The sequence below is a fragment of the Nocardia sp. NPDC049220 genome, assembly GCF_040647855.1.
Taxonomy (GTDB): Bacteria; Actinomycetota; Actinomycetes; order Mycobacteriales; family Mycobacteriaceae; genus Nocardia.
Genome location: NZ_JBEZDA010000009.1, coordinates 83,996 through 97,258, shown reverse-complemented (window position 1 = coordinate 97,258; position 13,263 = coordinate 83,996). Strand labels below are relative to the sequence as shown.

9 protein-coding genes are annotated in these 13,263 nt (G+C 68.5%); all 9 read right to left on the bottom strand.

The annotated features are described in order from the left end of the window. Window positions 1-74: 74 nt before the first annotated feature. Window positions 75-1,175: a glutamate 5-kinase gene (proB, locus tag AB0C34_RS20225; protein ID WP_357075261.1), complete on the bottom strand. Its 1,101-nt coding sequence runs from the start codon at window positions 1,173-1,175 to the stop codon at window positions 75-77. 186 nt (window positions 1,176-1,361) lie between these two features. After that, a complete protein-coding gene (gene obgE, locus AB0C34_RS20220) occupies window positions 1,362-2,816 on the bottom strand; it encodes a GTPase ObgE (protein WP_357074935.1) in 1,455 nt (484 codons plus the stop codon). A 194-nt stretch (window positions 2,817-3,010) separates the two neighbouring features. Next, window positions 3,011-3,277: a 50S ribosomal protein L27 gene (rpmA, locus tag AB0C34_RS20215; RefSeq protein WP_357074932.1), complete on the bottom strand. Its 267-nt coding sequence runs from the start codon at window positions 3,275-3,277 to the stop codon at window positions 3,011-3,013. A 22-nt stretch (window positions 3,278-3,299) separates the two neighbouring features. Further along, complete coding sequence (gene rplU / locus AB0C34_RS20210; RefSeq protein WP_357074929.1) at window positions 3,300-3,611, bottom strand: 50S ribosomal protein L21; 312 nt, start codon at window positions 3,609-3,611, stop codon at window positions 3,300-3,302. A gap of 354 nt (window positions 3,612-3,965) precedes the next feature. Continuing rightward, window positions 3,966-7,118 (bottom strand): translation initiation factor IF-2 N-terminal domain-containing protein, encoded by a 3,153-nt coding sequence (locus AB0C34_RS20205; RefSeq protein ID WP_357074926.1) that lies wholly within the window; start codon window positions 7,116-7,118, stop codon window positions 3,966-3,968. A gap of 471 nt (window positions 7,119-7,589) precedes the next feature. Beyond that, window positions 7,590-8,006 (bottom strand): nucleoside-diphosphate kinase, encoded by a 417-nt coding sequence (gene ndk, locus AB0C34_RS20200; RefSeq protein ID WP_357074923.1) that lies wholly within the window; start codon window positions 8,004-8,006, stop codon window positions 7,590-7,592. A 154-nt stretch (window positions 8,007-8,160) separates the two neighbouring features. Next, window positions 8,161-8,574: a DUF4233 domain-containing protein gene (locus tag AB0C34_RS20195; protein ID WP_357074920.1), complete on the bottom strand. Its 414-nt coding sequence runs from the start codon at window positions 8,572-8,574 to the stop codon at window positions 8,161-8,163. 215 nt (window positions 8,575-8,789) lie between these two features. Beyond that, window positions 8,790-10,160 carry a folylpolyglutamate synthase/dihydrofolate synthase family protein gene (locus AB0C34_RS20190; RefSeq protein WP_357075258.1) on the bottom strand — a complete coding sequence of 457 codons (1,371 nt, stop codon included), beginning with the start codon at window positions 10,158-10,160 and terminating at the stop codon, window positions 8,790-8,792. 92 nt (window positions 10,161-10,252) lie between these two features. Further along, window positions 10,253-12,931 carry a valine--tRNA ligase gene (locus AB0C34_RS20185; protein ID WP_357074917.1) on the bottom strand — a complete coding sequence of 893 codons (2,679 nt, stop codon included), beginning with the start codon at window positions 12,929-12,931 and terminating at the stop codon, window positions 10,253-10,255. Between the last annotated feature and the right edge of the window lie 332 nt (window positions 12,932-13,263).

Below are 13,263 nucleotides of genomic sequence, written 5' to 3'. Positions count from 1 at the left end.
GCCGAGCGTCAGCCGGCCCCACCCGACGGGCGAGGCCTTCCCCGCGTCCGTGGTCGGGCGGCCGGCCGTGCGGACTACACCTTGACCAGGTCGTCGGCGTGAATGACCGGACGCTGCATAGTGTCCGGCAGTTCAGCGGTCGAGCGGCCGAGCATGCCGGCGAGTTCGGTGCTGTCGTATTCGACGACACCGCGGGCAACGACGCGAGTGTCGGGTGCCACCAGGTCGACCACGTCGCCGCCGGCGAATCGACCACGGACTCCGGTGACACCCGCGGCCAGCAGCGAACGGCGCCGATCAGCCACCGCCTGTACCGCGCCGTCGTCGATGAGCAACGCGCCGCGGCTGTCGGCCGCGTGCCGGACCCAGAACTTGCGGGCGGACAGGCGAACCGGACGGGCTGCGAAGGCGGTGCCCACCGCACCGGTGGTCAGGGCGGTGGCGGCCGAGGACGCTGCGGCCAAGAGAACAGGCACGCCCGCATCAGCGGCAAGGCGGGCGGCTGACAGCTTGGACGCCATGCCACCGGTACCGAGCGCACCACCGCTGCCCGCGATGACACCGTCCAGATCGGCACTGCTGCGGACCTCGGGAACGAGGGTCGCCGCGCCTTTGCGTGGATCGCCGTCGTAGAGGCCATCGACGTCGGACAGCAACACGAGCGCGTCCGCGCCGATCAAGTGGGCGACCAGCGCAGCAAGCCGGTCGTTATCGCCGAACCGGATTTCTTCCGTCGCGACGGTGTCATTTTCGTTCACCACCGCGACCGCGCCGAGGGAACGCAGGCGATCCAGCGTGCGCTGCGCGTTGCGGTAATGCTCACGGCGGCCGAAGTCGTTGGCGCTCAGCAGTACCTGGCCGACCGTTCGGCCATAGCGCGCGAAAGATGTTCCCCACGCGTGGGCCAGCGCCAGCTGCCCGACGCTCGCGGCGGCCTGCTTGGTCGCCAGGTCACGGGGACGGCTACTCAGTCCAAGCGGTGCGATGCCCGCACCGATGGCGCCCGAGGACACCACGACCACATCGGATCCCGCACGCATCCGCGCCTCGACCGCGTCCGCGAGCCGATCCAGCCGCGTGGTATCCAGCCCGCCCTGCAGACTGGTCAGTGCGGACGAACCGATCTTCACCACCACCCGGCGCGCCGATCCGATCGCCAACCGGGCCGCACTCATACCCGACGCCGAATCCGCCTCGGCGGTATCGGAACTCACCTGCATCGCAGCCGCACCCCCTGCACCACCATCGAATCGACGACAGTCCCGGCACAAGCTCGGACCCGAGCAGCACCGTGTCCGGTCGAGTCAGTCGCACGCGACTCACACCGCGACCAGGCGGTGGCCCGACCGTCGTCCATGGTCCTACTCCTCGTCTTCGTTCACCAGGCCACGCCGCACGCGGGACGCGTGCTTGCGCTCGGCCGCGCTCACCCGGTCGGACTGCTCCAACCGGATGTCGGTGCCACGACCCGTGGGCACCATATCGACGCCGGCCGAGATCTGCGGCTCCCACTCGAACGTCACGTCGCCGATGGTGACCGGGGCTCCCGGCTCGGCACCCATCTTCACCAGCTTGTCTTCGACGCCGAGCCGGGCGAGCCGGTCGGCCAGGTAACCAACGGCCTCGTCGTTGTCGAACTGGGTCTGGCGGACCCAACGCTCGGGCCGGGTGCCGCGCACGATGAAGCCACCGGGCTCCTCCGGGTCGGCGAGCACGCTGAATCCGGTCTCGTCCAGCGCGATCGGGCGGATGACCGGACGCTTCGGCGCCGCCTTCGGATGCTGCTCCCGGTACTGGCGCACCAAGTCGGCGAGGGCAAAGGTCAAGGGGCGCAGACCCGCCCGGCTCACCGCCGAGATTTCGAACACCGGCCAACCCCGCTCGGCGAACTCCGTGGTGACCATCTCGGCCAGCTCGGCGGCGTCCGGCACGTCGATCTTGTTCAGGATCACCACGCGCGGACGGTCGGCCAGGTCGCCGAGACCGGCGTCGGCGCTCAGCGCGGGCTTGTAGGCGGCCAACTCGGCTTCCAACGCGTCCACATCCGACACCGGGTCGCGACCCGGTTCCAGGGTGGCGCAGTCCACCACATGGGCAAGCACCGCGCAGCGCTCCAGGTGCCGCAGGAAGTCCAGTCCGAGACCACGGCCCTCGCTGGCACCGGGAATCAGGCCGGGCACGTCCGCGACCGTGAAGGTGGTCTCGCCGCTGGCGACCACGCCGAGGTTGGGCACCAGCGTGGTGAACGGATAGTCCGCAATCTTCGGCTTGGCCGCGGAGAGCACCGAAACCAGTGACGACTTGCCTGCCGAGGGAAAGCCGACCAGGCCGACATCGGCCACCGACTTCAGCTCGAGCACCAGGTCGCTGTCTTCGCCTTCCTCACCGAGTAGGGCGAAACCGGGGGCCTTGCGCGCCTTCGAGGCGAGCGCGGCGTTGCCGAGTCCGCCGCGGCCGCCCCGGGCCACGATGAAGCGGTTGCCCGCACCGACCAGGTCGACGAGTACCTTGCCGTCGTCGTCGAGCACCACGGTGCCGTCGGGCACCTTCAGCACCAGATCGACGCCCTGCTTGCCGTCGCGGTTGCCGCCCTCCCCCGGCTTGCCGCTGCCCGCCTTGGCGTGCGGGTGGAAGTGGAAGTCCAACAGAGTGTGCACATTGGCGTCGACCTCGAGAATTACGTCTCCGCCATTGCCGCCGTTGCCGCCGTCGGGTCCGCCGAGCGGCTTGAACTTCTCACGGTGCACCGAGGCGCAGCCGTGGCCGCCTTTACCGGCTCGCACATGCAGTACGACACGGTCGATGAACTTGGACATAGGCCGAATCATCCTCCTTCGGGACTGGTCGTACTCGGGCTGGGTCGTACTTCGGGCTGGTCGTATCAGAACACGAAAACGGGCCAGGGTTCGACAGACCCTGACCCGCTCGCTGTTGTACCGGAAGTGGTTAGGCGGTCACCTCGCCCGTGCTCGGCTCGGCGGAACTCCGCCCGGCCGCGCCCGTGCTGCGGTCAGGCCTGAACCGGCTCCGGGACGATGATGTTGACAGTCTTGCGTCCACGCTTGGTGCCGAACTCGACCGCACCCGTCGCGAGAGCGAACAGCGTGTCGTCACCGCCACGGCCGACGTTCACGCCGGGGTGGAAGTGGGTGCCACGCTGACGCACCAGGATCTCGCCCGCCTTGACCGTCTGGCCGCCGAAGCGCTTGACGCCGAGTCGCTGGGCGTTGGAATCGCGTCCGTTCCTGGAACTGGACGCACCCTTCTTGTGTGCCATAGCTGAATCTCCTCGGGATGTCTTACTTGATGCCGGTGACCTTCAGGACCGTCAGTGGCTGACGGTGGCCCTGGCGCTTGTGGTAGCCGGTCTTGTTCTTGAACTTGTGGATGCGAATCTTCGGGCCCTTGGTCTGCTCGACGACCTCGGCGGCCACGGAGACCTTCGCCAGTTTCGCTGCGTCGGTGGTGAGCTCGGCGCCATCGACGACGAGAACCGGGTTCAGCGCCACAGCGGTGCCCGGCGCGCCCTCGATCTTCTCGACCTTCACCAGGTCACCGACCGCGACCTTGTACTGCTTTCCGCCGGTCTTGACGATCGCGTACGTTGCCATCGGTCGGCTGCCCTTCTTTCCTGTAGTGCTCGGCACTCGCGGTGCTCGACACTTGCTCACGCGGCAGCTGCTCCGGCCGAAGAATGCCACCGGAGACCGCCACACAATGGTCTGGTAATCGCCGCCGCCTCGGTGCCTGGTGGCTCTCGGTATCGAACTGTCGAGAACCGGGCCACGAAGACAGAACACGCTGTCACCGGGCAGCGACTGACCAAGATTACAGGACGCGCACCGCCACAACCAAACCGGTGCCCGAGCGCGCACTCTGCCGACGCTGCGAGTTCGCTGCGGCATACGCGCGTGACCCCCGCCGGTCGCACCGACGGGGGCCACGTGGACTGTCAGCGACGGATGTCAGTTCGACGTCTCCGGCGCACCCGCCGGGCGGCCGACCGCACGTCTGCGTGGCCGCTCGCGCCGCGGCACCTCGACCGGTTCCGGCTCGGAATAGTCGATCGCGGGTGCCGGCGCCTGTTCTCCGGTGGGTAGCACGAACACCGCGCCGGAGCTGTCCGCAGCGGGCGCGGCAGCCGAACGGGCAACCCGGCGGCGGCGGGCCGGACGGGCCGCCGCCGGTTCGGACACGCCGTTGGCTCCGTGTTCAGCAGACGGCTCGGGCGCGGAAATGGGCTGCGCCTTCTCGACCACCTCGACAGCTTCGGCCGCCGGCTCGCCGGCTGGCACCACCACCGCGGCCTGGGCCGGCTCCACGTCGTCGGTCTCGATCGCCGCGGCGCCGCGGGAGACCGTGTCAACTTCGTCGACCGCCTCCGCCCGGGCGACCTCACGTTCAGCAGACTCGGCGACCGGCGACGGTACCGCCTCCGCCTTCGTCAACTGCTCGGCGTCCTCCGGATGATGACCTGCCATCGCCAACGCGACCGGGTGCGCTCGTTTCACAGCGGCGTCCTCGTCGCTTTCCGGCGCGGGGGTCGCGCCATTGGCGGCCGGAGCAGGCGCGGTGCTCGCGGCACCCTTGTCCCGCCCACGGCGCCTGCGCGAACCGCTCTCCCGGGGTCGCCCCGAGCCCTCGTCGCCGGAGCCGAGCTCCACCGGGTAGGTATGCACCAGGATGCCACGACCGTGGCAGTGCTCACAGGTGGTGGAGAACGCCTCGACCAGGCCGGTGCCCAGCTTCTTGCGGGTCATCTGCACCAAGCCGAGCGAGGTGACCTCGGAGACCTGATGGCGGGTCCGGTCACGGCCCAGCGCCTCGGTGAGGCGACGCAGCACCAGATCCCGGTTGGACTCGAGGACCATGTCGATGAAGTCGACGACGATCATGCCGCCGATGTCGCGTAGCCGCATCTGGCGGACGATCTCCTCGGCCGCCTCCAGGTTGTTCCTGGTGACCGTCTCTTCCAGGTTGCTGCCGCCGGAGCCGGTGAACTTGCCGGTGTTGACATCGATCACCGTCATGGCCTCGGTGCGGTCGATCACCAGGGTGCCGCCGGAGGGCAACCACACCTTGCGATCCAGTGCCTTGGCCAGTTGTTCGTCGATCCGATAGGTCTCGAACACATCGACGCTGTTGTTGTCGTGCCGAGATACCCGAGCCAGCAGGTCCGGCGCGACGGTGCCGATGTACTTCTCCACCGTGCTCCAAGCCCGGTCACCTTCGATGACCAACTTGGAGAAGTCCTCGTTGAACAGGTCGCGGATGACTTTGACCAGCAGGTCCGGCTCCTCGTAGAGGGTCTTCGGCGCACCACTGTCCTTGCCCGCCTGCCCAGCGATCGTGCGCCAGGTCGCTTGCAACCGTTCCACATCGCGGGCCAACTCGGCCTCACTGACGCCCTCGGACGCCGTGCGGATGATCACACCGGCGTCGGCGGGCACGATGTCGCGCAAGATGTCCTTGAGCCGCTTGCGCTCCGTGTCGGGCAATTTGCGGCTGATCCCGGTGGACGTACCGCCCGGCACATAGACCAGGAATCGTCCGGCCAGACTGATCTGGGTGGTGAGGCGGGCGCCCTTATGGCCGACCGGGTCCTTGCTGACCTGAACCAGCACCTGGTCGCCCGGCTTGAGCGCCTGCTCGATCTTGCGCTCGCGGCCGCCGAGCCCCGCAGCCTCCCAGTTCACCTCACCGGCATAGAGCACGCCGTTTCGGCCGCGGCCGATGTCGACGAACGCCGCCTCCATGCTGGGCAGGACGTTCTGCACCTTGCCGAGGTAGACGTTGCCGACCATGGACGCGGAGCCGGTACTCGTGACGAAGTGCTCGACCAGAATGTTGTCCTCGAGCACCGCGACCTGGGTGGCGGAAGGGTGGTCCTGGAAGGACTTCTCGCGCACGACCATGACCCGGTCCACCGCCTCACGGCGGGCCAGGAACTCCGACTCGGTGAGGATCGGCGGCCGGCGACGACCGGCCTCGCGGCCGTCGCGCCGGCGCTGGCGCTTGGCTTCCAACCGGGTGGAACCGGTGATGCCCTGCACCTCGTCGACGGTGGTGGCGGCGGCGCGGCTGCGGCTCTTGTTGCGCGGTTCGCGCTCGTGCACGACCGTGTTCGGCGGATCGTCATCTGCTTGCTCGTTCTCGCCGGAATCGCCCGCCACCTTGCGGCGGCGCCTGCGGCGGCGGCGACGAGTCGACCCCTCCGGCCCGCCGTCCTCGTCGTCGGACTCGGAGGTGGCGGTCTCGCCGGATTCCGTGGATTCGGCCTGCTCGGCGCTCTCGGCGGCGTGCTCGTCCTCGGTGTCGGATTCGGTGTCGGTCTCGTCGCCATCCGAGGACTGCTCGCCGCGACCGCGACCGCGGCCGCGGCGGCCACGACGCCTGCGGCGCGGCTGGCCATCGGCATCACTCTGCTGATCGAGCGACTCGCCGTCGTCCTCGGTGACCTCGGTCACGTCTTCCTCGGCCGGCTCCGGTGTCGGTTGCTCGGTTCGACGGGCCTCGCGCTCCGCGCGGCGTTGCTTGCGCGCCTGCTCGGCTGCCTGGGCGTCCGGCGGGAGGAACAGCGGCGTCTGCACGACGGCGGCGGACTCGAACGCTGCCGGGGCGGCAACCTCCGGGTTCTGCCGCACTGGGTGCGTGAACAACGATGACGGCTGGTGCGCCGGGCCGCTCGTTACCTCCGGCTGGTGGCCCGGACTGGGCGCGTCCAGTGCGGAGAAGACGACACCGGGACCGCTGACGGGGCCCTTCTCGGCCCGCGGTTGCCGCACGGGTTCCTGCTGCTCGGGCACGACGGACACCGGTTCGATGTCGCTCGGTCGCGCGATGTCACCGGCCTGCTCGGCGGTGCCCTTCTGCGCGGAGGTGACCTCGCCCGGCGCGGCGGCTTCCTCTCCCGAACCCAGGGCATCGCGCACCGACTCGGCGACAACTCGGTCGACGTTCGATTGCGCGCTGCGCGCGTCCGCCCCCAGCTCGGTTAATTTCGCCAGGATACGCTTGCTCGTTACCCCCAGCAGTTTGGCAAGTGCGTGAACTCGGATTCGCTCCGGCAATTGTTCGGCATCCTGTGATGTTGGTTCCAGCGGCTCTTTATCGGCCACGAAAGTCTCCTCGGGACCCCCGGGCGCGTCCCACCTGGTGGGAGTGACGCGGCCGACGCGGGGGCGCTGTCTATTCGACTCGCGCGCAAAGACGCGAGGTCAAGTGGTCTCGCCCCGCATGCCCGGTTATCTCCATGTCGTTTGTGTTCGGGCTAACTGGTCACGCGGCGCCTGGCTGTATGGCTGAACTCCGCGGATCGAGCGCTCATCCAGCGTGCCGACGCGAACAGCGAGCCCCAGCAACGGGCTGTTTGTCCATGGCAGCGATGATCGGCATCGAACCGTGGTATCACCCGGCTACGATCGCCACCTCTCGTGCACGCATCTGCGCGAACAGTCGGCGTCGAGCGCAGCCGATGCCAGTATCCCACACCGGCCGCCGGGCGTTCGCCATCGGCGCTCGGCTGCGCCGTGCCCAGCGCGCGTTCTCCCAGCATCCGGCCGGCGCGAGCACGGCGATCAGGACTCCGATCAGACCGGGAACGCGGGGAACCAGAGCGTGATCTCACGCTTGGCCGACTCCGGCGAGTCGGACCCATGCACCAAGTTCTCCTGGGTCTCCAGCGCGAAATCGCCACGAATGCTGCCCGGCACCGCCTTCTCGACCGGGTCGGTGCCGCCTGCGATCTGCCGGAATGCCGCGATCGCCCGCGGGCCCTCCAGAATGGCCGCCACGACCGGCCCGGAGGTGATGAACTCGATCAGCGAATCGAAGAAAGGCTTTTCGGCGTGCTCGGCGTAGTGGCCCCTGGCCAGCTCCTCGGTCACGTGCTTCAGTTCGAGGGCGACGATCTTCAGGCCCTTGCGCTCGATCCGGGCCAGCACCTCGCCGACAAGACCACGGCCCACGCCGTCCGGCTTGATGAGTACCAACGTCTGCTCAGTCACGGCGCACAGCCTAACGGGCATCCGTCCGGGCACCGAACCAGCGGTCGTCCAGACAACCGGTCCGGACGTTCCACGATCGCGCATCCACACCGGGACAGGTGTCGCTGGACGCAGTGTGACCGAATCCACATCGATCTCGGCGCACCAGCTGCGGCTAGGAGCGTGGGGGACGCTGGCTCGGTAGCAGCCCTTTCGCCATCCGGCCGCGCACATCGGCCCGCAGCACCAGAATGAAACCCCAGACCACCGCGAAAACTACGCCGATGACGCCGATAGAGACGTGGATGAACGCGCCGAGCAGGACGAGCACCTGCAGGCCCAGGTTGAACGGCAGCGCGAAGGAGCGCCGCTGCACCCCCGCGCCGAGGAACATCACCACCGCGAGTACCACCAAGTAAGTGCCCGACAGCCAGGTCACCCCGCCACCGACGTCGGCGACCACCGGCAGCGCGAGCAGCACGACGATCGCCTCGAGCACCAAGGTGCCCGCCATCACTCCGCGCAAGCCCTTCCACGGATCGGCCGCGGGCTGCGGCGGCCGCTCACCCTGATCGGCGGATTCGGTCATGCTGCATCCTCCTCGGCATGCGCGGGCCCTCCGTGGTCACACAAGCTGCCGCCTCCGGGCCTGACGCTCATGCCGCATCCTCCTCGGCATGCGCGGGCCCTCCGTGGTCACACAAGCTGCCGCCGCCGCCGGGCCTGACGCTCATGCCGCATCCTCCTCGGCATGCGCGGGCCCTCCGTGGTCACACAAGCTGCTGCCGCCGCCGGGCCTGACGCTCATGCCGGGTCCTTACCGAACAGTGCGCGGGTCGCGCCTGCCGTCACCACCGAGCCGGTCACCACGACACCCGCCCCGGACACCATTTCGCCCTGCCCCTCGATCTCCTCGGCGAGTGCGATCGCGGTCTCGAGCGCGTCCGGCAGGGTCGTGGCGGTGACTACCCGCTCGTCGCCGAAACGCTGCACCGCGAGATCGGCCAGGGTCTCCACGTCCATCGCGCGCGGCGAACCGTTGCTCGTGACGACGATCTCGTCGAACACCGGCTCCAGTGCGGCGAGGATGCCCTCGGCGTCCTTGTCACCGAGTACCGCGACCACGCCGACCAGCTTGCGAAAGTCGAACTCCGAGGTGAGGGTCGCGGCCAGCGCACGCGCGCCGGCCGGGTTGTGCGCGGCGTCGATAAAAATGGTCGGGGCGCTTCGGATGCGCTCCAGCCGGCCCGGACTGGTCACACTCGCGAAACCGGCGCGCACCGCGTCGATGTCGAGCTGCCGCTGAGCGCCCGCGCCGAAGAACGCCTCCACCGCGGCGAGCGCGAGCACCGCGTTGCGCGCCTGGTGTTCGCCGTGCAGTGGCAGGAAGATCTCGTCGTACACCCCGCCGAGACCTTGCAATTCGAGCTGCTGACCGCCGACCGCGATCTGCCGGGCGAGCACCCGGAATTCGGCGCCCTCGCGCGCCACCGCCGCGTCCACCTCGACGGCGCGGCGCAGCAGCACCTCCATCGCCTCCGGCTCCTGCTCCGCGATCACCGCGACGTTGTCGCGCGGGACCAGACTCTCCGGGGCGCGCTTGATGATCCCGGCCTTCTCCCCCGCGATGGACGCCAGGTCGGTCCCGAGGTATTCGATGTGGTCCAGACCGATCGGCGTGATCACCGCCACCTGCCCGTCGACGACGTTGGTGGCGTCCCAGGTACCACCCATGCCGGTCTCCACCACCGCGACGTCGACCGGCGCCTCGGCGAAGGCCGCGAAGGCCATACCGGTGAGCACCTCGAACTTGCTCATGGCGGGCCCACCCGCGGCGGCCGACTGCTTGTCGATCATCTCGACATAAGGCAGCAGCTCGCGGTAGGTCGCCACGTACTCGGCCGGTGAGATAGGCGCGTTGTCGATGCTGATCCGCTCGGTGGCCAGCTGCAGGTGCGGACTGGTGATCCGGCCGGTCCGCCGATGCAGCGCGGTGAGCAGTGCATCGATCATCCTGGTCACCGAGGTTTTGCCGTTGGTGCCCGCGACATGGATCGCCGGATAGCTCTGCTGCGGGGCGCCGAGCAGGTCCATCAGCGTGGCGATTCGCGTCAGCGACGGCTCGATCTTGGTCTCCGGCCAGCGCTTGTCGAGTTCGGCCTCGACCAGCGCCATTTCGGCCAGTTCCACCGGCGAGGGGCCGGAGTGCAGCCGGGCCGCGCCGCCGCGGTGCTCGTCGTCGCCGTACTGCGGTTCCGGCTCGGCGTTCACTTACCGCTCAGCTCGGTAAGGCGGGCGCTGATGCGCGCGACTTCGGCGGCGGCGATCTGTTGTCTGTTCTTGATCTTGTCGACCACCTGCTCGGGCGCCTTGGCCAGGAACGCCTCGTTGCCGAGTTTGGCAGCGGTGCCCTGGAGTTCCTTCTCCGCGGCCGCCAGGTCCTTCGCCAGGCGGCGGCGTTCGGCGTCCAGGTCGACCGTGCCGGAGGTGTCCAATTCCACGGTGACCGTCGCCCCGCTGAGTCGCACCTCCACCGACGCGGTCGCGGCGAAATCGGCGCCCGGCTCGGTGAGCCTGGCCAGGTTCGCCACCGACCCTTCCAGCGCGCTCAGTCCCGCCGCGTCCACACCGACCAGTTTGGCCGTCACCTTCTGCTTGTCAGCGAGGCCCTGGTCGCTGCGGAACCGGCGGATCTCGGTGATCAGCCGCTGCGCGTCCACGATGCGCTGCGCGGCGGTGTGATCCACGGGAACACCGGAGGGCTGCGGCCACGGCGCGATGACCACCGATTCACCACCGGTCAGCGCCTGCCAGAGCGACTCGGTGACGAACGGGATGACCGGGTGCAGCAACCGAAGGACCGCGTCGAGAACGGTGCCCAACACCACTTGGGTCGCCTCGGCGCGCGCACCCTCGGCGGCGAACTGCACCTTGGCCAATTCCAGGTACCAGTCGCACAGTTCGTCCCACGCGAAGTGGTAGAGCGCCTCGCACGCCTTGCCGAACTCGTAGCCGTCGAATGCCGAATCGACTTCGGCGCGTACCGCTTCCAGCCGATCGGTGATCCAGCGGTCGGCATCGGTGAGTTGCGCGCGATCGGGCAGGTCGCCGACCCGGGCGCCGTTCATCAGCGCGAACTTGGTCGCGTTGAACAGCTTGGTCACGAAGCTGCGCGCGGCGAGCGCCTGCGGCTCGCCGACCGACAGGTCACCGCCCGGCTGCGCGCCACGCGCGAGGGTGAACCGCAGGGCGTCGGCGCCGTAGGCGTTGATCCAGTCCAGCGGGTCGATGCCGTTGCCACGCGACTTGGACATCTTCTTGCCGTACTGGTCGCGGATCAGGCCGTGCAGGAACACGTCCTTGAACGGCACCTGACGCGCGGTTCCCTTGCCGGCGATCAGCACCGCGTCTTCGGCCACGTAGGTGCCGAACATCATCATCCGCGCCACCCAGAAGAAGAGGATGTCGTAGCCGGTGACGAGAACGCTGGTGGGATAGAACTTCTCGAGCTCGGCGGTGGCGTTGGGCCAACCCATGGTCGAGAACGGCCACAGGCCGGAGGAGAACCAGGTGTCGAGCACGTCCGGGTCCTGTACCCACCCGTCAGGCGCTTGCTCGTCGGGGCCGACGCAGACCACTTCACCCTCGGGGCCGTACCAGATCGGAATGCGGTGCCCCCACCACAGCTGCCGCGAGATACACCAGTCGTGCATATCGTCGACCCACTCGAACCAGCGCGGCTCTTGACTCTTCGGATGGATCACGGTGTCGCCATTGCGCACCGCGTCACCGGCGGCCTTGGCGAGCGATTCGACCTTGACCCACCACTGCATGGAAAGGCGGGGCTCGATCGGCTCACCAGTGCGCTCGGAGTGCCCGACGCTGTGCAGGTACGGCCGCTTCTCCGCGACAACCCGGCCTTCCTCCGCGAGCCGCTCGCGCACCTTGACGCGCGCCTCGAAACGATCCATGCCGTCGAATTCGGTTCCGGTCCCGGTGATCCGGCCGCGCTCGTCCATGATGGTGGGCATCGAAAGGCCGTGCCGCAGGCCCAGTTCGAAGTCGTTGGGATCGTGTGCCGGGGTGATCTTCACCGCGCCGGAACCGAATTCCGGATCGACGTAATCGTCGGCGATGATGGGGATCTGCCGCCCCGTGATCGGGTGCTCCAGCGTGGTGCCGATCAGCGCCTGGTAGCGCGGGTCCTCGGGGTGCACCGCGACGGCGGTGTCACCGAGCATGGTCTCCACCCGGGTGGTGGCCACGATCACGTGCGGCTCGTCGTCGTCGAGCGAGCCGTAGCGCAGCGAGACCAGCTCGCCCTGCACATCCTCGTACTTGACCTCGATGTCGGAGATGGCGGTGCGCAATTCCGGCGACCAGTTCACCAGCCGCTCGGCACGGTAGATCAGACCCGCGTCGTAGAGCCGCTTGAAGATGGTCTGCACGGCCCGCGACAGGCCCTCGTCCATGGTGAAGCGGTCGCGGCTCCAGTCGACACCGTCGCCGAGCGCGCGCATCTGCCACTGGATGGCGCCGCCGGACTCGCGCTTCCAGTCCCACACCTTCTCGACGAACAGCTCGCGACCGAAGTCTTCCTTGGTCTTGCCGTCGACCGCCAGTTGCTTCTCCACCATGGTCTGGGTGGCGATCCCCGCGTGGTCCATACCGGGCAGCCAAAGCACTTCGTAGCCCTGCATGCGCTTGCGGCGGGACAACGTGTCCATCAGAGTGTGGTCGAGCGCGTGTCCCATGTGCAGTGTGCCGGTGACGTTGGGTGGTGGCAGCACGATCGAGTACGCGGGCTTGCCGCCGGCGATGCTCGCCGTGAAATAGCCAGCGGCTACCCAGCGCTCGTACATCTCGGCTTCCACCTCGCTGGGCGTCCAGCTCTTGGGGAGGGCATCGGCACGATTACGCGTGTTGTCAGGGGCTGCGCTGGTCACCCCGCGATTCTAAAGCGCGACGATCTACGCACTTCGCGTCGGTCGACACCTATCCACTCGGGGTGACCTGTTCGGTGCCGAATACGTCACAGGAACCGGACCTGGATCTGACGCGGACACTACCGCTCGGCGCGGCCGGAGCCGCTCTCGGCGATCGACGACGAACCCGCTGCGCGTGGGATCTCGGCCGGTCGAGGTACAACTCTGCGCACTGGACACGACGAGAGGCACTGGACACAGAGAGGCGGAGCCTTCGGTGGATGAGGGACACCGAACACTCCGCCCACGTCAGCGAGCTTACCGGCGAACCTGGACTCGACCCTGAATCCATA

Coding starts and splice junctions, on each gene's coding strand:
- proB (WP_357075261.1), bottom strand. CDS start 1,175: ATGAGTGCGGCCCGGTTGGCGATCGGATCGGCGCGCCGGGTGGTGGTG.
- obgE (WP_357074935.1), bottom strand. CDS start 2,816: ATGTCCAAGTTCATCGACCGTGTCGTACTGCATGTGCGAGCCGGTAAA.
- rpmA (WP_357074932.1), bottom strand. CDS start 3,277: ATGGCACACAAGAAGGGTGCGTCCAGTTCCAGGAACGGACGCGATTCC.
- rplU (WP_357074929.1), bottom strand. CDS start 3,611: ATGGCAACGTACGCGATCGTCAAGACCGGCGGAAAGCAGTACAAGGTC.
- AB0C34_RS20195 (WP_357074920.1), bottom strand. CDS start 8,574: ATGACCGAATCCGCCGATCAGGGTGAGCGGCCGCCGCAGCCCGCGGCC.
- AB0C34_RS20190 (WP_357075258.1), bottom strand. CDS start 10,160: ATGGCGCTGGTCGAGGCCGAACTCGACAAGCGCTGGCCGGAGACCAAG.